This window comes from Streptomyces sp. NPDC050658, assembly GCF_044457025.1.
Classification (GTDB): Bacteria; Actinomycetota; Actinomycetes; order Streptomycetales; family Streptomycetaceae; genus Streptomyces.
Genome location: NZ_JBITGM010000012.1, coordinates 100,279 through 121,369, shown reverse-complemented (window position 1 = coordinate 121,369; position 21,091 = coordinate 100,279). Strand labels below are relative to the sequence as shown.

At 71.4% G+C, this 21,091-nt stretch carries 15 protein-coding genes; 4 read left to right on the top strand and 11 right to left on the bottom strand.

Translation table 11 applies throughout. The features are described from left to right. Positions 1-4 precede the first annotated feature (4 nt). The 8 genes from ACIBKX_RS33160 to ACIBKX_RS33125 form a co-directional block, all read right to left on the bottom strand. The gene (locus ACIBKX_RS33160; RefSeq protein WP_363275836.1) at positions 5-1,753 is read right to left on the bottom strand and encodes a hypothetical protein; all 1,749 of its coding nucleotides are present in this window, start codon (positions 1,751-1,753) and stop codon (positions 5-7) included. Beyond that, on the bottom strand, positions 1,750-3,993 hold the full coding sequence (locus ACIBKX_RS33155) for a bifunctional glycosyltransferase family 2 protein/CDP-glycerol:glycerophosphate glycerophosphotransferase (protein WP_363275835.1): 2,244 nt from the start codon (positions 3,991-3,993) through the stop codon (positions 1,750-1,752). The genes ACIBKX_RS33160 and ACIBKX_RS33155 overlap by 4 nt, the downstream gene beginning before the upstream one ends. 97 nt (positions 3,994-4,090) lie before the next feature. Beyond that, complete coding sequence (locus ACIBKX_RS33150; RefSeq protein ID WP_363275834.1) at positions 4,091-6,367, bottom strand: CDP-glycerol glycerophosphotransferase family protein; 2,277 nt, start codon at positions 6,365-6,367, stop codon at positions 4,091-4,093. 137 nt (positions 6,368-6,504) lie between these two features. Then, positions 6,505-8,793, bottom strand: a complete 2,289-nt coding sequence (locus ACIBKX_RS33145) for a CDP-glycerol glycerophosphotransferase family protein (RefSeq protein ID WP_399376750.1) — start codon at positions 8,791-8,793, stop codon at positions 6,505-6,507. Positions 8,794-8,854: 61 nt separating this feature from the next. Further along, complete coding sequence (locus tag ACIBKX_RS33140; protein WP_363276191.1) at positions 8,855-9,409, bottom strand: low molecular weight phosphatase family protein; 555 nt, start codon at positions 9,407-9,409, stop codon at positions 8,855-8,857. Then, positions 9,409-10,404, bottom strand: a complete 996-nt coding sequence (locus ACIBKX_RS33135) for an FkbM family methyltransferase (protein ID WP_363276192.1) — start codon at positions 10,402-10,404, stop codon at positions 9,409-9,411. The genes ACIBKX_RS33140 and ACIBKX_RS33135 overlap by 1 nt, the downstream gene beginning before the upstream one ends. Beyond that, positions 10,401-11,870, bottom strand: coding sequence for a polysaccharide biosynthesis tyrosine autokinase (locus tag ACIBKX_RS33130; protein WP_363276193.1), 1,470 nt, complete (start codon positions 11,868-11,870; stop codon positions 10,401-10,403). Before ACIBKX_RS33130 ends, ACIBKX_RS33135 begins: the two co-directional genes overlap by 4 nt. Before the next feature lie 211 nt (positions 11,871-12,081). Continuing rightward, positions 12,082-13,056 (bottom strand): UDP-glucuronic acid decarboxylase family protein, encoded by a 975-nt coding sequence (locus tag ACIBKX_RS33125; protein WP_363276194.1) that lies wholly within the window; start codon positions 13,054-13,056, stop codon positions 12,082-12,084. A gap of 200 nt (positions 13,057-13,256) precedes the next feature. On the opposite strand from ACIBKX_RS33125, the gene ACIBKX_RS33120 reads away from it, so the two are divergent. From ACIBKX_RS33120 to ACIBKX_RS33105, 4 genes are read left to right on the top strand one after another with little or no spacing between them, the layout of a single operon-like run. Then, entirely contained in the window at positions 13,257-14,657 is a 1,401-nt protein-coding gene (locus ACIBKX_RS33120; RefSeq protein WP_363276195.1) for an O-antigen ligase family protein, read from the top strand. Beyond that, positions 14,654-16,015, top strand: coding sequence for an O-antigen ligase family protein (locus ACIBKX_RS33115; RefSeq protein WP_363276196.1), 1,362 nt, complete (start codon positions 14,654-14,656; stop codon positions 16,013-16,015). The genes ACIBKX_RS33120 and ACIBKX_RS33115 overlap by 4 nt, the downstream gene beginning before the upstream one ends. Continuing rightward, complete coding sequence (locus ACIBKX_RS33110; protein WP_363276197.1) at positions 15,970-16,587, top strand: sugar transferase; 618 nt, start codon at positions 15,970-15,972, stop codon at positions 16,585-16,587. The genes ACIBKX_RS33115 and ACIBKX_RS33110 overlap by 46 nt, the downstream gene beginning before the upstream one ends. Before the next feature lie 9 nt (positions 16,588-16,596). After that, a complete protein-coding gene (locus ACIBKX_RS33105; protein WP_363276198.1) occupies positions 16,597-18,093 on the top strand; it encodes an oligosaccharide flippase family protein in 1,497 nt (498 codons plus the stop codon). Here ACIBKX_RS33105 and ACIBKX_RS33100 read toward each other — a convergent pair. From ACIBKX_RS33100 to ACIBKX_RS33090, 3 genes are read right to left on the bottom strand one after another with little or no spacing between them, the layout of a single operon-like run. After that, positions 18,064-19,209, bottom strand: a complete 1,146-nt coding sequence (locus tag ACIBKX_RS33100; protein ID WP_363276199.1) for a glycosyltransferase family 4 protein — start codon at positions 19,207-19,209, stop codon at positions 18,064-18,066. The genes ACIBKX_RS33105 and ACIBKX_RS33100 overlap by 30 nt on opposite strands. Further along, a complete protein-coding gene (locus ACIBKX_RS33095; RefSeq protein WP_363276200.1) occupies positions 19,206-20,372 on the bottom strand; it encodes a glycosyltransferase family 4 protein in 1,167 nt (388 codons plus the stop codon). The genes ACIBKX_RS33100 and ACIBKX_RS33095 overlap by 4 nt, the downstream gene beginning before the upstream one ends. Beyond that, positions 20,369-21,091: a TylF/MycF/NovP-related O-methyltransferase gene (locus ACIBKX_RS33090; protein ID WP_363276201.1), complete on the bottom strand. Its 723-nt coding sequence runs from the start codon at positions 21,089-21,091 to the stop codon at positions 20,369-20,371. Before ACIBKX_RS33090 ends, ACIBKX_RS33095 begins: the two co-directional genes overlap by 4 nt.

The following is a 21,091-nucleotide window of genomic DNA, read 5'->3' as shown; positions in this document are numbered from 1 at the left end:
GGGTTCATTGGTGCGGGAGGGCGGCAGCGGCGCGTTGGCCCGGCCTGAGGACGTCACCGCACTGGTGGCGACCGCTCTCGTACGCTCTGGGCACGGCATGGGAGGCCCAGGCGCGCAGCGGCTTCAGCTGCTTGGGGTGGTTGACGGCGTCGGACCGCACCCAGTCACCGCCGCCGCCGTCCGTCGTGCGATACAGCGGCACATAGCCCTCGGCGGTCAGCCGTGGCGACTTCATCCCGGTCTTGCGGGCCCAGACTCCGGTGGCGTGGATGAACGTGGGCCGCAACTCCCGGAAGACGTAACGGCGTAGACCCTCGGAGTCTCCCGCGGCCAGCGCGTCGGCGATCCGCGGCTCGGTGAGACCCGCCAGGTCATACACCTTCAGGTCACTGGTGAGCAGCGTGCCGCCGAGGCTCGGCAGCAGAAGCGAGGCGTCGCGGACACGGAGCCGGTGGGCGTACTCGTTGAAGATCACGCCGTCCCGGTTGACGATGACGCACATCGGCAGTGTGGGCCGGGCATGGAACTCGGCGGCCGGCCCCCGCTGCGCGGCGAAGGACAGGAGCAGCGTCGCGCTCACAGCGGTCGCCACGGTGACCCGCGCCCGCGGTGTGCTGCGCTCGGCCAGGCTCACAGCGCTGAGGGATACGGCGAGAACTCCCAGCGGCCAGACGGGAGTCGCGAACCGGTACATGCCCATCCAGTCCGGCTCCAGGATGCCGAACGCGCACAGGGTCAGGGCGAGCGGCAGCAGGACGGCGGCCAGCGCGGCGCGCGACATCGTGCGGCGGGCGAAGACCGCGCCGACGAGGGCGGCGGCCACACACACGACGCCCCCGCCGGTGAACATAAGCAGTTCGCCGGTGCTCCGCGCGAACAGCTCGGCATCCGGCAGCTGCTGCGCCTTGGCCACGGCCGTGTTGGGCACCAGACGCCCGAAGACCGCGTGACGCCCGACCAGGAACGCGGCGTACGGCAGGGTGAAGGCGGCCACGGACCAGGCCGCCGCCCGCCCCCGTGGCCGCAGCTCGCCGCGCCGCAGCGACACGAGGACCAGCAGGGGGTAGGCGCCCGCGAGTACCGCGCCGTCCGGCCGGGTCAGCGCGGCGGCCAGGGCCAGCAGGCCGGCGGCCACCGCGGTACCGGGGGCGAGCAGGGTGCCCGTGGTCGCCGCCCGGATCAGGACGGCCGCGAGAACGGTGGCGAGCAGTGCGTACAGCGGGTTCTCCAGGCCGGAGACCATCCAGGCCACGAACGAGACGTTGCCCGCGAGCAGGATGCCCGCCAGCCCTGTGACCAGCCAGGAGCGGGACACCAGGCGCCGGGCGGCGCAGGCGACCGCGATCAGGATTCCGAGGGCGCACAGCATTCCGAGCGCTTTGGGGTACAGCACCAGATCCGGTACGCCGAGGATGGCCCGTTGGTCGAAGAGGCCAAGGCGTCGGCCGATGACGAGAAGGGCGAGCCAGGCGGGGTTGGAGTAGCCCTCGACCGGCTCCGCTCCAGGCTGCTGGACGGGTCCGAGCCCCTCGTCGATGCTGCGTGCGTACGCGAAGGTGATGGCGGCGTCGTCGACCACCCACTGCCCGAACCGGGTGCCGTGCACGGCGATGAGGACGGTGCCCAGTGCGATGGCCGCGCCGTCTGCCCGCCAACGGGCCCAGAAGGAGGAGGGGCGGCCGACCGTCGTCCGGATGCGCGTCAGCCCCGACTGGGTGGCCTGCCCGGGGATGGGGGCCTTTGTATCGGTCATCGTGTGCCGTTCGGGAGGGCGGGAAGCGCTGAGGCCTGGCGTCCGCCGGGGAGCTGCTGGGGGAGGGCCGGAAGTGGGGCGTCCTGGCCGAGCATGACGAGGGAGACGACGCGGGCGGCCGAGTGCCCGTCGTCGTACTCGCAGAACCGTGTCCGGAAGGCGGAGCGCAACATGGCGGACCGCTCGTCCCGCCACACCCCGGACGTGAACAGGCGCGCCAACTCGGATGTCCGGGTGGACACATGACCTGGCGGGGTGGCCAGCAGATTGAAGTACGTGCCGCGTGCCGCCTGATAGGTCGCCCAGTCATCCGCGTGAACGATGATCGGACGGCCCAGATGGACGTAGTCGAACATCAGGGAGGAGTAGTCGGTCACCAGGGCGTCGGAGGCGAGCATCAGATCCTCGACGCAGGGTTCGTCGGTGACGTCGCGCAGCAGACCGCGCTGCTCCAGGTCACGCAATTGCAGGCCACGGACGGCGGCGCGGGCGTACTGCCGGTGCAGTCGCACGAGCAGCGTGAAGCCGGGCCCGAGCTCGTGCACCAGGCGCTCGAAGTCCACGCGGGGTTCGTACCACTTGCTGTTGTCGCGCGGTGTCGGGGCGTAGAGCACGACGGTGTTGCCGTCAGGGACACGAAGGCGCTTGCGCACGGCCGTCGCGCGCAGCGCGTCCCCGCGCACGAGGACGTCGTTGCGCGGGGCGCCGGTCGCCAGTGAGGTGAAGCGGCAGGGATAGGCGCGGTCCCATACCCGCTGCGCGTACCGTCCTGACACCAGGCTGTAGTCCCAGCGGTCCGAACGCCGCAGCTGCGCGGGGACGTTGATGTGATACGTCGCCGCGGGCCGGCCGAGCAGGTCGACACCCATGTGCTTGAGCGGGGTCCCCTGGTGGGTGTGGACGTGGATCTGTCCCTCGCGTTTCACCAGGCCCGGCGCCCAGTTGAGGTTGTTGAAGAAGTACGTGGCCCGACTTGTCACCCGGTGGTAGCGCGGGGTGTCGGGGGTGACGAAGTCGATGCCGGGCGGCAGCTGTTCCACGGCGTCGGGCCGTACCACCCACACCGGCCGGACCTGCGGGGCGAGCATCGTGGCCGCCTGCTGGATCGCCGCCGGGTCGCCCAGCACACCGCGGTGCGAGAACGCCGAGTACACCGCGAGATGCGGGTCGAGCGGGCGCCTGCGCTCGACCCGGGCGAGGGTCCGTTTGGCCCTGCGGACGGCCGCCCTGCGCAGCTCGCGCCGCTTGCGCAGGGCGGCGGAACGTACCGAAGCGGCCAGGGCACAGAGCTGGAAGACGGCGTAAGGGCTGGTCGAGGCGAGCCGCCACTGCAAGCGGTGGTCGTCGTCGGGCAGCGTGAAGCCGGCCGGTCTGTAGCGCCGGTAGAACCGCACGATCATGCGGTAGAAGTCGCGGCGGTCGCCGGGCAGCACCCGCTCGGGACTTGAGAGCGTCGTCAGGAAATGGTTGATCATCCTTTCGAAGAGCAGCGGCCGGGACGCGTCGAGTTCCGGGTGCTCGTCGAGGAACGTGAACAGACTCGCGTACTGCGCGAAGATGTCGAAGTGCTTGCGGCCCGGCGTGCGGGTGATGGCACCCTGCCTGCGCTGCCGGTACTCGACGCACACCCGGTCCAGGCAGCCGATGCGGCGGGCGGAGACCAGGACCTGATAGGTGATGGGAGCGTCTTCGTAAAGCCCTGGTTTGTAGGCGAATCCGTGGCCGACAAAGAAGTCGCGGCGGTACGCCTTGTTCCAGGCCACCAGGAACAGGTGCAGATACTGCGGGCTTGTGAGGATGTCGAAGGTGTCCACGCCCGCGGTGGCGAGCAGGCCCGCCGTCATGCTGCGTCCGGCGCGCCCCCACCAGTACGTACGCACATGGTCGAAGACGAGCACATCGGGGTCCTCGGTGACGTTGAGCCGTTTGTCGATCGCCGCGAGCGCGCCCTGTGTGTAGCTGTCGTCGCTGTCGAGGAAGAGCAGATAGTCGCCGGTGGCGTGGCGGACGCCCACGTTGCGGGCCCGGCCGAGACCGACGTTCGCGGGCAGGTGGACCGCCCGGATCCGCGCGTCGCGCGCCGCGTACTCGTCGATGATCGCGCCGCAGTGGTCGGGCGAGCAGTCGTCGACCGCGATGACCTCGAAATCCGTGAACGACTGCGTCAGGACCGAGTCGAGGCACTCACGCAGGAAGCCCTGCACCTTGTAGACGGGGATGATGATGCTGAATCGGGGCACAGGCCCTCCCACGGGTCGTGACGGACGGGGGTGCGGGCGGCGCGCCGGGCGGCCGCACACGGCATGCGGAGCCTGGGCGGCCCAGGTCGCCGGCCGCTCAGCTGTGGTACGGCGGGACGCCCTCGGCGGCGGGCCGTTGCTGCGGCACACGGATCGGGGCGGGCGCGGGGATCCGCTTGCTCAGCGGCACGACCGGCGGCAGCTTGCCGGCCGGCTCGCCGAGCAGCACCCGCCGCACCACCCGTTCCGCGGCGAGCCCGTCGTCCAGATCGCAGAACCGGGCACGGAACGCGGCGCGCAGTCGCCGTGACCGCTCCCCGTCCCACTCGCCGCTGCGGAAGATCCGCGCCAGATCGGCCTGGGTGCGGGCGACGAGGCCCGGCGGCTCGGTGAGCAGGTCGAAGTAGACGCCGCGGGTCGCGCGGTAGATGTCCCAGTCGTCGGCGTACACGACGATCGGCCGGTCGAGGTTGGCGTAGTCGAACATGATGGACGAGTAGTCCGTGATGAGCGCGTCGGCCGCCAGGCAGACGTGTTCCGGGGAGAGGGTCTCCGTCACGTCGATCAACTTGCCGGAGCGCACGGCTTCTTCCATCTTGGCCGGCCCGTCGTAGAAGTGGTGGGCGCGCATCAGCACCACGAAGTCGTCGCCGAGACCGTCGCACAGGGCGGGCAGGTTGAGCTGGGGTACGAATCCGGAGCGGTAGTCGCGGTGGGTGGGTGCGTACAGGACGGCCGTCTTGCCCTCGGGGATGCCGAGCCGTTTGCGGATGGCGGCCACGTCGTCGGCCGTCGCGCTGTAGTAGGCGTCGTTGCGCGGGTAGCCGACGTTGAGGCTCTCGTACGCTCCCGGATAGGCGCGCTCCCAGATCTCGGTCGAGTGGTGGTTCGAGGAGATGTTGAAGTCCCAGCGGTCCACGCGCTCCAGGAGCTTGCCGAGCGGGCCCGCGGCGGCGGCAGCGGCGGGGAAGCCCACCTGGTCCACGCCCATCCGCTTCAGCGGTGTGCCGTGCTGGGTCTGCACATGGATGGTGCCGGGGCGCTTCTTGACCGCCGGCTCGAAGTTGACGTTGTTGAAGGTGTACTTGGCGGTGGCCATCACCTCCCAGTAGCGGCGGCTGCCGATCAGCACGGACTCCACGTCGTCCGGCATCTGCCGGGCGCTGCGGGCGTCGGCGACGAGGAAGACGGCTTTGATGTGCGGGGCCAGGCGCTTGACCGCGGCGTGGATGGCGGCGGGGTTGCAGGCGTAGCCGCGCCCCCAGTACGCGGAGAAGACGGCGAGGTTGTCGTCGACGGGCCGCTTGAGGAAGGCCCGGTAGGGGTGGCGGTGTTGCTGCCAGCGGCGCCCCGCGTACCGCAGCGGCGGGGCGAGCACACTGGACAGCCTGTTCTTCGCACCGCGCAGTGTGCAGAAGACGGCGTACTGTCCCGATGCGAGCAGCCGGTGCTGCGCCCCGAGACGTCCCGAAGGCCACCGGAACTCCGCGGGCCGGTGCTTCCGGTACAGCCGTGAGGCCTGGCGGAAGAAGCGCCGCCGCAGCACCGCGGACGGCAGCCGCGCGGGCATGGACGCGGTCTTGAGGACCTCGTGCGTGAATCTCTGGAAGATCCGCGTGAGCACGGACGCGGGCGGCTTCAGCGCGGCCGCCTCCGTCATCGCGAGGTCGAACTGGTCGAGCAGGTCCATGTGGTGCGGGCCCGCTGCCCGGTTCCGGGCTCCTTGCCTGCGCAGCAGATGGCGTACGCAGACACGGTCGAGCAGAGCGATCCGCTCGGCGCGCAGCGCGCACGAGACGCCCCACACCGTGTCCGTGAACATGCCCGGCGCGAAAGAGAGTTGATGCTCAGTCAGGAAACTCCGCCGGTAGGCGCCACTGAAGGCGGGCACCAGTGGGTCCGGCAGCGCGGCGTGCCGCTCCACGGCGAAGGTGTCGGCCGGAGCGTCCTTCCAGAGCCGCTGGAGGGCCGGGCCCTTGGAGCCCTCCGACCAGTGCACACGTTCGTGGTCGAAGAGCAGTACATCGGGCTCACCGGTCTCGGCGAGCCGTGCGTCGATGGTGGCCAGTGCGCGCGGCGTGAGCGTGTCGTCGCCGTCGAGGAACAGCACGTACTCGCCGTTCGCCATCGCTACCCCGGCGTTCCGGGCTCCGGGCAGTCCGCCGCTGGGCGGGGAGGGCGTGCAGCGCACGCGCGGGTCGCGCCCTGCGTGCTCGGCGACGATCGACGAGCACAGGTCAGCCGGTCCTTCGGTGGTGTCGACGACGGCGATTAACTCGAAGTCGGCGAAGGACTGTCCGAGCACCGAGCCCAGGCAGTCGGCGAGCCGTCCCGGCACGCCGTGAGTGGGGACGATGATGGTGAAGCGCGACAAGGCTGCCTCCTCGTGGGATCGGTTCCTCTGTGGGGGGGGTGTGACGCAATGACTAGGGGGGCGCTGCGGTGGACGGCGGCTCCAGGCCGTCCGCCGCGCGGGCGTGGGTGGGCGCGGGTGCTGAGAGTTCAGGCATGTCAGGTCCCTTGGGCGGGCGGAGTGCTCAGCAACGGGCGTGCGGCCGACGGCGACAGCTCGTCGATGTCAGCTTTGGACGACTGGGAGCCCAGTGCCTGGGCCGCCGGTGCGGGCTGTCGCTCCGAGAGCGGTACGACTACAGGCCGCGGGCCCTTCTCGCCGCACATCACATGCCGCACGACACGCTCCGCGGCGCGTCCGTCGTCGTGGGGACAGAACCTCTCCCGGAACGCCTGCCGTTGCTGCGCGGAATCCGACGCGCACCAGCGGCCCGACACGAAGATGTCGGTGAGTTCGTCCTGGCTGCGGGCGATGGCGCCGGGCGGGAAGGTGCGTACGTCGAAGTAGGTGCCGCGGGCGGCTTCGTAGGCTTCCCGGTCCTCGGTGTGCAGGACGATGGGCCGGTCGAGGTTGGCGTAGTCGAACATCAGGGAGGAGTAGTCGGTGACCAGGGCGTCGGAGGCCAGGCAGAGGGATTCGATGCTGGGGTGGTCGGAGACGTCGATGAGGCGGCCGGAGGTCGCGGCGAGGGGTGCCTTGTAGGTGTGGTGGGCGCGGGACAGGACGACGAAGCGGGGGCCGAGGGCGCGCAGGAGGTGGTCCAGGTCGAGGGTGTGGAGCTGGGTGGTGCGGTAGTCGCGGTGGGTGGGCGCGTAGAGGATGGCGACCGTGCCGCGGGGGATGCCGAGGCTTTCGCGGAGCCGGGCCACGTCGGCGGAGGTGGCGCGCTGGTAGATGTCGTTGCGCGGGTAGCCGTATTCGAGGGTGGTGTAGGCGGCGGGGTAGACGCGTTCCCAGACGAGTGTGGAGTGGCGGTTGGCGGACAGGACGTAGTCCCATTTGTCCACGTTCTTCAGTAGTGCCCCGAAGTCGGTGCCGCGGGCGGCGGCGGGGCGGTCCTGGAGGTCGAGGCCCATCAGCTTCAGGGGGGTGCCGTGCTGGGTCTGGATCATGATCTGGCCGGGTCGTTTGACCAGTCTGCGGTCGAAGTTGACGTTGTTGACCAGGTACTTGGAGCGGGCAAGGGCGGTCCAGTAGGCGGCCGTGCCGGGGCGGATGCGCGCGGTGGCGGTGGGCACCGAGTGATCGTGACGTGAGTCCGTGATCCAGGCGGTGCGGATGTGCGGGGCGTGTTCGCGTACGGCGGCCTCAAGCGCGCCGGGGTTGCAGCCGTAGCCCCGCCCCCAGTAGGAGGAGAACACCGCGCGGTCGGCGCGCACCGGCAGGCGCAGCTGGATCCGGTAGTGAAACTGCAGCGCTGCGCCCCTGACTTTGCGGCGTGCGGTGACTGCGTACCGCCTGGCCCTGCTGCGCACCCGCATGGCTGTCCACAGGGTCCGGTAGGTGCGGTGCGAGCCGAGGCGTACCAGGGTGTGCCGCAGCCGAGTGCGGGTCTGCACGCGGGCGCCGGGGACGCGGTAGCGGCGGTAGTGGGTGCGGGCCTTGCGCAGGAACGCGGGGCGGCTGCCGCGCGGCAACCGGTTCCGCTTGATGAAGATCGTCGAGTAGTGGTCGACCATCCGCCGGAACAGCACCGGCCGCCAGAGCGCCGAAAGCTCCGGGTGTGCGTCCAAGAACGCGAAGACACGCTCGTACTGGTCGAAGATCTCGAAGTGCCTGCGGGTCGCGGTGCCCAGGATGCTGCCCTGGCGCCGCTGCCGGTAGTGCACGCAGACCCGGTCGAGCGTGGCGATCGTGCCCGCCTTCATCAGGACCGGATACGTCCAGGGCGTGTCCTCGTACAGGCCCGGCGGGAAGACGAAGCCCTCGCGCTCGATGAACTCCCGGCGATACGCCTTGTTCCAGGCGACCATCAGCAGCCGCAGCAGGGCGGGCCGGTCGCTCAGTTGGAACGGGGCCTTGCCCTCTTCTGTGAGTAAGCCGGTGAATTGGTTGCGGACGGTCTCGCCGGACCAGTAGCTGCGTGCGTAGTCGTAGACGAGGACGTCCGGCTCGTCGGTCTCCTTGAGGCGGTCGGAGATGGCGTGCAGGGCGTCCGGGGTGAGGGTGTCGTCGCTGTCGAGGAAGATCAGGTAGTCGCCGGACGCGTGCTCCATGCCGGCGTTGCGGGCGCGGCCGAGGCCGACGTTCTCCGCGAGGTGCACGGACTTGACCCGGCTGTCGCGGGCAGCGAACTCGTCGATGATCGCGCCGCAGGCATCCGGTGAGCAGTCGTCGACCGCGATCAGCTCGATGTCCGTGAACGACTGGTCGAGGACGGACTCCAGGCATGCGTGCAGATACGCCCGCACCTTGTACACGGGGACGATGACACTGAACCGGGGCAAGGCGTATCCATGGGGGTCGGCGCGGGCATACTGCACGGAAACGCCCCGGGGGCCGGTCGGGTTACGCCGAATACGGCAGATGGGGGACGGCGCCGGGGCGGCCGGGCGGCTCCGCGAGCAGCGGGACAAGTCCGTTGACCAGGACGGAGATCCGGTCCGCGCACCGCCGCGCACACGCCCGGGACTTTCCGTACGGATCGAGTACGTCGTCGTCCTCGGGGCGGGCGGCAGGTGTGCGTGGGCCGTGTCCGACGCGGATGTACTCGGCGAGCGTGAAGCAGCGGGCGAGAGCCGTGGGCGCCAGGCGCACCGCCGCTTCCCGGTGTTCGCGTGCCAGGCCCAGGACGAGGCGAGCCCCGGCGACCATGCGGGCATCGAGGCGCCGGGCCGCGAACCGGTCCGGATTGCCGCCGAGCCGCACGAGTTCGTCGCTCATGGCCGGATCCATGGGCGAGCCCGGCACGGCCGAGGTGCCGGCGCTCACGGCGGGCGTGTCCGCACGGGCCGTCAGCAGCCGCGCGGCCAGCGGCGAGCGGCAGATGTTGCCCGTACAGACGAACAGCACATACCCGGAGGCGGGTTGAGAGCCGATCACGATGCCGGGTCGAGAACCCATTACGTTGCCGGGCATTCCCACGACAGCTGTGCCGACTCGGGCAGCAGCCGCTCCTGATCGGTGCGCGCGAGGGACAGCAGATTGGCCGCGTGCGGATGACCGCCCGGCAGGCGGCTCAAGTCCGCGGCCTCGGCACGCCGTACTTGCCGGCAGTGTTCGTCGATGACGTAGACGCGGCGGCCGTCCTCGTACAGCGCGTCCAGTACGTCACCGGGGCGCGATCCGCAGCCGCGGATCTGCGACGGCAGGTACTCGACGAAGAGCGCGGCGCCGGACCGCGCCACGGTATGGGCGGCGCCTTCGAGCACATGAGCCTCGTATCCCTCGACGTCGATCTTCATCACGTCCGGCGCGGGCAGGCCTTGGGCGATCAGGTACGAGTCGACGTCGACCCGGGGAACGGTCACCGTCTCGCCGCTCGGCGCATGGCCCGCGGTGCCTGCGGTGTGGCCGCCGCTGTTGACGCCCGACAGGTGCAGCGTCAGCTGGCCGGGGCCCGCGCCGACCGCGACGGCTTCGACACGTACCCGGTCCGCGCACTCGTTGAGCGTCAGATTCCGGCGCAGGGCACGGAGGTTGGCGGGCACCGGCTCGAAGGCGGTCAAGCGGCCGGACGACGGCAGCGCGGCGGCTCCGGAGCAGGCGTAGAGGCCGATGCTCGCACCGATGTCGAGGACGTGTGATGCGTGCGCCGAGAAGGTCTCGAAGAGGTCCAGTGCCAGCTGTTCGTGGCGGCCGGAGAGCAGCCCCGCCGCCGTGCAGCGCTCCCCGTCCGCCATGGTGAACCACAGTCCCCGGTAAGGCACTCGCACCCGTTTCCCGCGGGAGGGGAAGGCGATGCGGTGCAGCGCCGCCGACAGCGACGTGGTGAGGCCGCTGCCCTGCAAAGGGGTGCCGTGGACGGCACGCCGCCCGGCCCGCACGGCCGCGCACAGGGCCCGCTGGCGCACTCCGGCCGACCGGGTTTCCTCGTCCTGCTCGGTGGCGGCGCTCACCGCAAGCTCTCCGACAGCGGTCGGTCGGCGGGAGCGAGCCGTTGCCGGAGCGTGCCGTCGTCGTACCCGTACTTCTGGTCCTTGGGGATCCGCGCCATCGACAGGACCGCGCCGAGGACCGGAGTGCCGACCGCGCGCAGGGCCGCGACGGCCTCCTCGATGCGGCGGCGCGGGGTGATGCCCGCGCGGACCACCAGGACGGTTCCGTCGGCGTACGCGGCGAGGCTGGTGGTGTCGGCGACGTTGAGGACGGGCGCGCTGTCGACGACGACCGTGTCGAAGCGTTCCGTGAGTTCCGTCAGTACCTCCTGCATGCGCGGCGAGGCGAGCATCTCGGCCGGGTTGGGCGGCAGCTCACCGCTGGTGAGGACGGAGAGACCGTCGCTGTCGGTGTTCTGCAGGACCTCGTCCACCGAGGCGCGGCCGATCAGCACGGTCGTCAGACCGGCGCTTTCGACGAGTCCGAAGGTACGGGCGACCGACGGGCGCCGCAGATCGCCGTCGACCAGGCAGACCCGGCCCCCGGCCTCGGCCAGGGCCACCGCGAGATTCGCGGCGAAGGAGCTCTTGCCCTCATCGGGCCCCGCGCTGGTCACCAGGATGGTGCCCGCCTGCTGGTCGATCCGCGCGAACTGCAGCCCGGCGCGCACCAGTCGGATGGCCTCGGCCCGTTCTCCGTACGCGTCGCGGGTCATCGCCAGGGGGCGCTGGTGCGCCCTGCGGTCGTAGGGGATGGCGCCGAGCACCGGAAGTCCGGCCGCGGCGGCGAGCGCCGCGGTGTCGCCCACCGTGGTGTCCAGGCTCTCGCGCACCACGGCGAGGATCGCCCCGGCGAACAGTCCGGTGAGCAGTCCGCCGAGGATGTTGAGCAGCGGCCGGGGGCTGGTGGCCTCCTCGGGCACCTGCGCGGCGCTGATCACTTCGAGCCGGGTCAGCGGATCCGGCTGCGGGCCCTCGGGCAGCTCTTCTCCACGGGCGCGGGCCTCCTCCTCCTGCTTGGCCTGCTCCTCTTTCGTGAGCCGCTGCTCGGGAGTCTCCAGGAGCATCATCTGCTTCCTGAACTCTTTCGCGAGGGCGTCCGCCATGCGGGCTGCGGCCTCGGCGTTGCCGTCGCGCACGGTGATGTCGAGCAGGACGGAGTACGGGGGTGCCTCGGCGGTCACCCGGTCGGCGAACTCCGCCGGCGTGTCCGCCAGGCCGAACTTCTTCACGATGGGTTCGGTGAAGCGAGGGCTCGCGACGATCTTCGCGTACGACTGGACGCGTTGGGTCGCGACGTTCGCGTACTGGGAGCGCTCGGCCATGGTGTCGGCGCCCTGTGGCGCGGCGAACAGACGCGTGGTGGCCTCGTATTCGGGGGTGATCGCCGAGGTCAGCGCGGCACCGGCGGCCAGGCCGAGCAAGGTGGAGACCACGACGATGCGCCAGCGGCGGCGCAGCGTGCGGAGAAATTCGTGCAGATTCACCGGAGTCCAGCCTTCGCTTCCGCGTTCAGAAGGGTTCAGAATGGATAGGGGCGTTCAGGAGGTTCAAGGAGGTTCAAGGGAGTTCAAGACGGTTTGAGAAGGGTTTCGGGGAGGCTTCGCCGCCTTGTGCCATCTCTGGGCGAGCACGTGTCGGACGGTAAGGCAGCCGTAGCGGTGCCTCCTCGTGCCACGCCCCGGAGTGCCGCCCGCTTCACCCCCTGGGCGCTGCCAGCGTCGCGGCCTGGAGCTGCGTGGCACCTTGTCCGGCGAACCACCTGATGGTGCGGTCCATGCCCTCGACGAGCGGGACACGCGGGGTCCAGCCGAGCAGCGCCTGTGCCCTGCTGACGACGGGTTGGCGCCGCTCCGGGTCGTCCTGGGGCAGCGGGATGGAGACGATGTCGGAGTCCGTGCCGGTCATGTCGCGGATGAGATGGGCCAGTTCCAGCATGCTGACCTCTTCGGGGTTGCCCAGATTGATGGGGCCCGCGGCATCGGATTCGGCCATGCGGACGATCCCTTCGACGAGATCGTCGATGTAGCAGAGCGATCGCGTCTGGCTGCCGTCCCCGGACACCGTCAGGGGCAGACCGTTCAGCGCCTGGTGGATGAGGTTGGGGACCACCCGGCCGTCTCCGGCGCGCATCCGCGGGCCGTAGGTGTTGAAGATTCGGACGATCGAGGCGTCCGTTCCGCGGCTGCGGCGGTAGGCCATCGTGGTCGCCTCGGCGAATCGTTTCGCCTCGTCGTAGCAGCTCCGCGGGCCGATGGGGTTCACATGTCCCCAGTACGTCTCCGGCTGCGGATGGACCTGCGGATTTCCGTACGTCTCCGAGGTGGAGGCCAGGACGAATCGGGCGCCCGTGCGGGTCGCGAGGTCGAGCATGCGGCGGGTGCCCTCGGCGCCCACCCGCAGCGTCTGCAGGGGGTGGCGCAGATAGTCGGCGGGGGAGGCGGGGGAGGCGAAGTGGAGGACCAGGTCGGTCTCGCCGATCACGTCCAAGGGCTCGCTGACGTCACAGTTGATGAGCTGGAATCCCGGGCGCCCGACTAATGACTCGACATTCTCTGGACGCCCTGTCAGGAAATTGTCCAGGCAGAGCAGTTCGTCGAAGCCGGAATCCAGCAGCCTCTCGCACAGGTGTGCGCCGATGAATCCTGCGCCGCCGGTCACTACCGCTCTCATCAGGAATCCTCATCTCTCGTGCGCTCTCGCTCCGCTGTGGCCCAAGCTCGTGTTCCCTTGGGCTGCCTCGTGCGAGGGCGATGACGAACAACCCATGGACGATGACGAACAGCCCATGGACGGTGACAAATAACCCATGGACGGTGACACCACCCGTCAACACGGAAACATCTGTTTATTCACGCGAGTGGCGGTTGGACATGGCCGGGATGCAGGACGCCGAGGACCCCATCTGCTATATCCGGTTGATCATGGAAGGCAGACGGCGTGACGGCGGTGAGGGAGGCTCCGACCGCATCTTCGGTCTTGCCCTCTTAATCGTCGGCGCCGCCCCGGCCGTGGTCTTCCTCGACCGGGAGTTCTGCCATCCGTTCGTCCCCCCACCACAGGGACGCTGGGGCGTCCCACGCGCCTGGGAGTACGTCAACCCGGGCCGCTCCTCTCTCGCCGCGCTCTTGGCCGCGGTGGTCCTGGCGTTGGTCATCGCGCGATGGGCGCACGACTGGAGGGGCGTGCGCTGTCCGCGCCCGAGCAGCGGAGTCCTGGCCGCCGCTTGCGGTCTCTACGCGGCGCCGCTGGTGTCGGCGCTGCTGACCGGACACGGCGGATTCGGCGACTGGTGGCTGTGGCTGCCGATGGTGCTGCTCGCACTGCTCCGGTACGCGCCCTCGTACGGGCTCGACGGTCTGCTTCCCCGCATGCGCCGGATCCTGCGCATCTACACCTGGGGCAGTCTGCTCTCCCTCGTCCTGATCCGTGAGCAGGTCACCGAAGCCAACGGGAACGGCCTGTTCAACATGGGCTGGCTCGACGGCGAGCGGCTCGGCGGTGTCGCCGGGCATCCGATCCTGCTCGGCATGCTGGCGGGCGTCGCCCTCGTCGTCGAGGTCACCCCGATCGCGCGCGCCCGTCCCTGGCCCCTGCACGCCGCTGCTGCGGTCCTCGTGCTCGGCCTCAGCCAGTCGCGCACCGGCTGGGTCGCCGCCCTGCTCGGCCTGCTGCTCCTCTACCGTCCCGGCCGTCCGCCGACCCTGCTCTCACGCGGGCTCACCTGCGGACTGCTGGCCGTGCTCGGCACTGGCCTGCTGCTGCTCACCCCGGGCGCGACCGCCTCCGTCACCAGCGCCCTGTTCTCCGACGAGGTGGCCACCCTGCACGGGCGCACCGTGCCGTGGGAGACGGGGCTGCGGGCCTTTCGCGCGAACCCTCTGACCGGGTGGGGGCCACGCTTCTACCACGACGTCGGGTCCCCGGCGGGCGGCGCCTTCTCGCACGGCCACAGCCAGGTGATCCATACCCTCGCCACGGCCGGACTGCTCGGCGCCGCCGCGCTGGTCTGCTTCGTCGCCGTCCTGCTGCGGGCCGCCTCTCGTGCGAGACGGGCCAGTTGCGGTCTGGCGCCGGCGCTCGCCGTGATGACGCTCGTCTTCTGTGTCACCGAAGTGCCGCTGCGCTCGGACGGTTTGTCGCCGAACGTCCTGCTGGCGTTTGTCCTGATCACGGTGGTGACCGTCGCCCGGCGCGGCACCGTGAGGGTGATTCCCCCGCGTTCCGGGGGTCCTGCTCCTGTGGTGGCCCCCAGCCTCGTGGAACGCGTGTGAACGAGGTGCTCGCCGTACGGCTGCGGATCGTGGTCCTGTGGATCGTCGGGGTCGCCCCGGCCGGGCTCAGCGCGCTGGTGCTCAGCGGTGTGTACGAGCCGCCGAAGGTGTGGAGCGTACGCCGTGCATGGGGAAGCCCGGCAGCCGCCGAGAGTCTCGGCCTGGGCGCCTCCCCTCCGGCGCAGCTGCTCGCCCTGCTCCTCGTCCCGCTGCTGGTCACAACCGCCGTGCTGGGATGCGCACTCGCCCGCCGGGGCCGGAGCGCCGCGGCCTTCTGCGGCACCCTCGCCGTCGGCCTGGCCGTGCTGTACGGGGCGCGGCTGCTGTCCGCGCTGACCGGCCGCAGCGGCGGCGCCGGGCGGTGGGACCTGTGGCTGCCGCTGCTGGTGACGATCGCCCTGTGCCTGGCGCCCCGCCCGGCCCCCGGTGACGTACTGCCGCACCTGCGGGGCATCCTGCGCGCCTACACGTGGGGCGCGTTGGCCGCCCTCGCGCTCTTCGGTACGGCCGAGACCTTCGGGTATCCCGACACGGCCGAGCTGCGCCTCGGCTTCCTGCCCGGCCGGTTCATGGGCACCGGACTGCACCCCAACCTGCTGGGCCCGCTGGCGGCGTTCGCGCTCGCCGCCGAGTGCGTGCCGCTGCGCAGGGCCCGGCTGTGGCCGCTGCACGCCGCTGCCGCCGCCACGGTCCTGCTCCTGACGCAGTCCCGGACGTCCTGGCTGGCCTGCGTCCTTGGCCTGCTCCTGCTGCACCGGCCCGGTGCCCACCGGATGCTGCACCCGCTCCTGGCCCGCACGCTGGGCGTGGGCGCCGCCGTCGGCCTGGCGCTGCCGGTGCCCGGAGCCGTCGCCGCCGCGGCGCGAGCGGCCGGCAGCGGGGACATCGGCTCGCTGCACGGCCGCCATCTGCCGTGGCGTGCCGCACGGGAGGCGTTCGAGGCGCACCCGCTCCTCGGCTACGGCCCCCGGCTGTTCACCGACCCGCTCTCACCCGTGGGCGGCGCCTTCGGCCACGCCCACAACCAGCTGCTTCAAGTCCTGGCCACCAGCGGCCTTGTGGGCGCCGCCGGGCTGCTGCTCTTCGCGGTGGCCGCCGTGCGGCTCGCCGTCCGCTCCTTCGGCGCCACCGCGGGACTCTCCGCGGCGTGGCTCACCATGACGGCCGTCGTGGGCGTCACCGAGGTCCCGCTGTCCGGCACCGGCCTGTGGGTTCCGACCGCGCTCACCTCTCTGCTGGTCTGCGCCCTGCTGATGGCCCCCACCGGAGCGCCACCCCTCCCACTCCAGCCACTCCAGGAAAGACCACTGCCATGTACTGCTCCCCGGCGCCTCCCGTCCCCCGCGTCAAGCGCCTGATCGACCTCACCGGCGCGGTACTGCTGCTGATCGCCACAGCTCCCCTTCTCCTCGTCATCTCCCTGGTGGTGGCGGTGAGTTCACCGGGCGGCGTGCTCTACCGGCAGCGGCGCACGGGCCACGGCGGTCAGACCTTCGACATGCTCAAGTTCCGCACCATGCGGCAAGGGGCACACGCCCAGCGGGCCGCCCTCGCGGCGCGGAACGAATCCGGCGGCGGGCTGTTCAAGATCCGCGACGACCCGCGCGTCACACGCGTCGGACGGCAGTTGCGCCTCCTGTCCCTGGACGAACTGCCGCAACTGGTCAACGTCGTACGCGGCGACATGTCCCTGGTCGGTCCGCGGCCCCTGCCCGTCGAGGACTCCGGGTACACCGGCCCGGCCCGTGCCCGCCTCGACGTGCTGCCCGGGCTCACCGGTCTCTGGCAGGTCAGCGGCCGCTCCGAGCTGTCCTGGGAGGAGATGGTCCGGCTCGACCTGCACTATGTACGGCACTGGTCGGTCCGCCTCGACCTGAAGATCCTCGCCCGCACCCTGCCCGTCGTACTCGCCGCGCGCGGCGCCCACTGAACCGCACCCATGCCGGCCGCATCCGCCAGCACCTCGCGCAACCTCCTGTGGAACTACGGAGGTTCCGCCGCCGCGTTCCTCGTCCAGCTCGGCTACACCGCCCTCACCGCGCGCCTGGTCGCCCCGGGCCAGTTCGGTGCCTACGCGCTGGCCCTCACCCTGACGACCCTCCTCTCCTACTTCGCGGGCAACGGCATGGCGGTCTGCCTGCTGCGCGCGGACACCCTGACCCGCTCCCTGCTCCGTACCGCGCTGCGTGTCGCCGTCGGCAGCGGCCTGGTGTGCTGCGCGACCGTGCAGCTGGCCGCCGCCTTGGTGGGCGGCCTGTTCGGCATCGCCGACACGGTCCCCCTGCTGCGGCTTCTCGTCCTCCAGTTCCCGCTCACCGCGGTGGCCGTCACGCTGTGCGCCGCCCTGCGGCGTCTGGGGCGCGCACAGTCGGCGGTCCTCGCCGAAACGGGAGGGCAGCTGGCGGGTTCGACGGCGGGCGCGGCGCTGCTGCTCGCGGGCTGGAGTCCCTACGGTCTCGCCATGGCCTGGCCGGTCAACGGCGCGGTCTGTCTGCTCATCGCCCACCGCATGCTGTCGGGCGGCGGCCCGCTGCCCGACGGGCCGGCCGTCGGCGTCCGCCAACTCCTCGGCCTCTCCAGCTTCTTCGGTTCCACCTCCTTCGTCAGCTCCGCTGTCTCGCAGCTGCCGGTGGGCTGCGCGGCCTTGCTGGGACCCGCCGTGGTCGGCTACTTCTCCCGCGCACAGAATTTCGTCGTGCTGCCGCTGACCGTCCTCAACCAAGGGCTTGCCCGAGCGGTCGCGCCCCGGCTCGCCGACAGCGGGCGGCCCGACGAGCACCACCCCGGACGACGGCTCCTGCCGCACCGGGACGTGGACGACGTGGTGTGCGCGGCCTCCGCCCTCGCCCTGGGCGTCTTCGGCGTGACCGCCGGGCTCGGCCCCACCGCGCTCGGCCTGCTGCTCGGCCCCGGCTGGGAGCCCGCGGTCGCCCTCGTCCCCTGGCTGAGCACGGCCGCCGGACTCTGCCTGATCTGCTACAGCGGCCTGGCCCTTGACCAGATCCGGCACGCCCCGCGGGCCATCGTCGCCGCACAGGCCGCGATGGTCACCGCGAGCCTCCCGGTGCTCGCCGTCGCCGCCGCACGCGAGAGCGTGACGTGGTGCGCGCTGGCCATGGCGGCGGGACCGGCAGCGGGGCACGCCGTGCAAGTGGCGTGCTGGCGACGTGATCGCGTGCTGCGGGTGCGGGCGCTGCTCTGGGCGCACACGGTGCACGCCGGGATCGGCGCGGGCCTGTTCCTCGTGAGCTGGTACGCCACTCGCGGAGAGCGTTCCGTGAGCGCCCTCGGCCTTGGGCTGCTCGCCCTGGGGCCGTGCGCGGGTGCGTTGTGGCTGGGGCGGCGGGGCGTACCGGCGTTCCGTGTGGCCGAGCGGCGCGGCTACGCCGGAGGCGGTGGCCGGAGGTCAGACCAGAAGGCCCCGCAGCCCCGTTGAGAACCGATGGCTCATCCCGTCGATCGTGTACCGGGCGGCCTCCGCACGGCACGCCCGGCGCAGGCCCTCGACCCGGGGACGGTCCACGAGCAGGGCGGCGACCTCCTGGGCGTACGCCCTCTCGTCGCCGCGGACGACCACCGCGGTGCGGCCGTCGGCCACATAGTCGAACTCGACACTGTGGTACGGCCAGGCGGTGGTGACCAGCGGGGTGCCCAGGACGAAGGAATCCACCGCGCACAGACCGACCCGGCCGGGCATCAGCATGACGTCGGACACCGCCCCGTACCGGGCCTTCGCCGTGGCGGACGTGACCGTACCGAGCGCGACGACAGGGCTGCCCGGTTCGGCCGCCGCCGCCTCGACCAGGGAACGCTGCGCCCCGTCTCCGGCCACCAGCAGTCGGAAGCCCGGCAGTAGCTCGGCGACGATGCGGGCCGCCGCCAGCAGGAACGGGATGCGTTTGGGCGCGTCCAGACCGCCGATGTACCAGGCGGTGCGGCCGGGACAGAGCCGGTGGCGGGCACGGAGCCGGACCAGATCCTCGGCTTCCACCGCCGCGTACGCCGTGGTCAGCTCGTCCGTGTCCACCGTGTTCCGCAGCACCGTGACCCGATCCTCGCGCACCCCCCAGCGCAGGGCCGCCCGGCGCCCGCTCTCCGTATACGCGAAGTACCAGTCCGCCCGCCGCGCGGCCCAGGCCTTGACGGCCCCGGCCAGGGGCACGGCGCGACGTGTGTGCGGATCGCCGTGGCCCCACAGGGCAACCCGCGGGCCCGCACCGCGCGTGCCCCGCAGCAGAGGGGCGTACGACTCAGCAGCGTACAAGGCATGCTCCAGGACCAACGCATCGCAGTCACGGGCGAGTTCGCCCAGGTGGCGCCGGACCAGGGTGCGCCCGCCGGGCAGGGGCAGTTCCCGCTGGCGCAGGGGCACGGCCCCTTCGAGTCGGGCCGCGTCTGCGCGCCGGGCCTGGTCGCCGTGCGGCGCGCCGTGGGCCACGACCAGCTCGATGCCGTGCGCCGCGAGGTCCGCGGTCATCCGCCGGAACAGCGGCACGCGATAGCCCGCCAGATACGGCTGGACCACCACCACCCTGGCCCGTGCTCCGCTCACGACACCCTCGCCGCCGCGCCGACTCGGCCGCTTTCGGCGAGGACCTCGTCGTAAAGCCGCGTCATACGCCGTTGCCAGACGTGCTCGCTGAAGTGCGTCTCATACGTGCGCAGGCACTGATCGCGCAGTTCGGGGAAGCGTCGGGTGGCCTCGCGCAGCGTCGGCGCGAGCGGGTCCTTGACGGTCATGACCGCGCCCGTGCCGTGGGCCCGGACGGTGTCGGCGGCCACCGTGCCGTCCATGGCGAGCACCGGAAGGCTGGACGCGAACGCCTCCGTGCAGGTCAGCGAGCAGGAGGCCTCCGGTGACACGCTGGGGAAGACCAGGCCGCGCCGCCGGAGCATCACCTGGCGTACGGCGGCCCGGTCGAGACGGCCGAGGAAGCGGACCGAGTCCGGCGCCGCCGCCCAGCAGGCCGAGGCCAGTTCGCCGTCGCCGACGACATCGAGCGGCTCCCCGGCGGGCCAGCGTTTGAGCAGGCCGAGGATGCCCTTCTGCGCGTTGAGGCGGCCCACATACAGCCAGGCGTCGCGGTATTCCCGCGCCCCGTCGACGGACACCGCCGGTACGGAGTTGAGCACGAGCGCCAGCTTCCGCTCGGGAACGCCGGCGCGCAGATAGGTCAGCCGGGAACGCTCCGAGAGGACCACCACACGGTCCGCGCGGCGCAGCAGCGGATGCCCGGCCGCCCCGTGCCGGTTGGCCAGGGCCAGGGGCAGGCTGGCGAGCCGCGAGCCGCGGTAGCAGCCGTGGTGCAGGCCCGCCCAGCGGTCGCCGTCGGGGCAGCGCGTGCAGGGCACGCCGTCCTTGAGGAGGTTGCCGCCCACGCACAGGGGGCGGAAGTTGTGCTGCGTGACCACCAACGGGCCGTCCCAGCGGTCCAGCCAGTCGTGTCCGTAGTTGGGGAAGAGATTGTGGACGTGCACGATGTCCGGCTGGACGCGGCGCAGGTCGTCCAGCGGGTGATGGCCGCGCCCGCTCGCGACGCGCAGCGCGGCCCGCACCGGGTAGAGCGGCCCGCCGCTGAGCTCGTCGGTGTGGGCGCCCACCACCGTGACATGGTGGCCGGCTGCCTCCAGCGCCCGCTGCTGGTCCCGGACGGCTTCGTTCTCGCCGCAGGGCCAGCGCCCGGTATAGAAGCTGTGGACGAGAGCGACCCTCATCCCGCGCTCTCCTCGGTCGTCGGGGTGCTCTCCGCGTGCCCGAAGTCGATATCGGCACTGGGCCCGGTGAGCACACCCATCCCCAGGACATACCGCTCCACCAGGCCGTGCTCGGCGGCGAACTTCTGGTAGCCGAGCCGCGCCTTGTAGTCGTCGCCCGGGGGACAGTCGTCCACGACGATGACACCGCCCGGCGCGAGGCGTGGCCACACCTTCTCCAAGGCGGCGTACACCGGCTGTGAGAGGTCGACGTCGATCAGGCAGGCGGAGATCTCCGGGGGCAGCTCCTCGGCCGGCAGGCGCACGATGTCCCCCTGCACGAACTGGACGTCCGGCGCGCCCAGGGTGCGGGCCGAGCGCCGCACGGCGGGCAGCGAGATGAAGTCGAAGGTCCGCCGCAGCCGCTCCGGCGTGCCCAGGCCGACATCCGCGCTGAACTGCTCGGGCACGAAACCGCTGAAGGTGTCGATGGCGACGTACTTCTTGGGCGTGCCCGCCTGCCGCAGCATCCGCTCGCTCCAGATCGCGGTGCCGCCCAGTGAACAGCCGACTTCGACGACGTCTCCGGGCACGTCGCGCGTCTGCATCAGGACATGGGTCCAGACATAGAGCCGCTCGGGCCCGATCCTGATGGGCGGACAGTTGTTGATGTAGGGGCCGAGCGGGGTGCGCTTGACGAGCCCGTATGCGCGGGCTCTCAGCTGGCCGACGGTCATCAT

Bases quoted from the DNA above. Each gene is read 5' to 3' on its own strand.
- ACIBKX_RS33160 (WP_363275836.1), bottom strand. From the start codon at position 1,753: ATGACCGATACAAAGGCCCCCATCCCCGGGCAGGCCACCCAGTCGGGG.
- ACIBKX_RS33140 (WP_363276191.1), bottom strand. From the start codon at position 9,409: ATGGGTTCTCGACCCGGCATCGTGATCGGCTCTCAACCCGCCTCCGGG.
- ACIBKX_RS33125 (WP_363276194.1), bottom strand. From the start codon at position 13,056: ATGAGAGCGGTAGTGACCGGCGGCGCAGGATTCATCGGCGCACACCTG.
- ACIBKX_RS33120 (WP_363276195.1), top strand. From the start codon at position 13,257: ATGGCCGGGATGCAGGACGCCGAGGACCCCATCTGCTATATCCGGTTG.
- ACIBKX_RS33110 (WP_363276197.1), top strand. From the start codon at position 15,970: ATGTACTGCTCCCCGGCGCCTCCCGTCCCCCGCGTCAAGCGCCTGATC.
- ACIBKX_RS33105 (WP_363276198.1), top strand. From the start codon at position 16,597: ATGCCGGCCGCATCCGCCAGCACCTCGCGCAACCTCCTGTGGAACTAC.
- ACIBKX_RS33095 (WP_363276200.1), bottom strand. From the start codon at position 20,372: ATGAGGGTCGCTCTCGTCCACAGCTTCTATACCGGGCGCTGGCCCTGC.
- ACIBKX_RS33090 (WP_363276201.1), bottom strand. From the start codon at position 21,091: ATGATGACCGTCGGCCAGCTGAGAGCCCGCGCATACGGGCTCGTCAAG.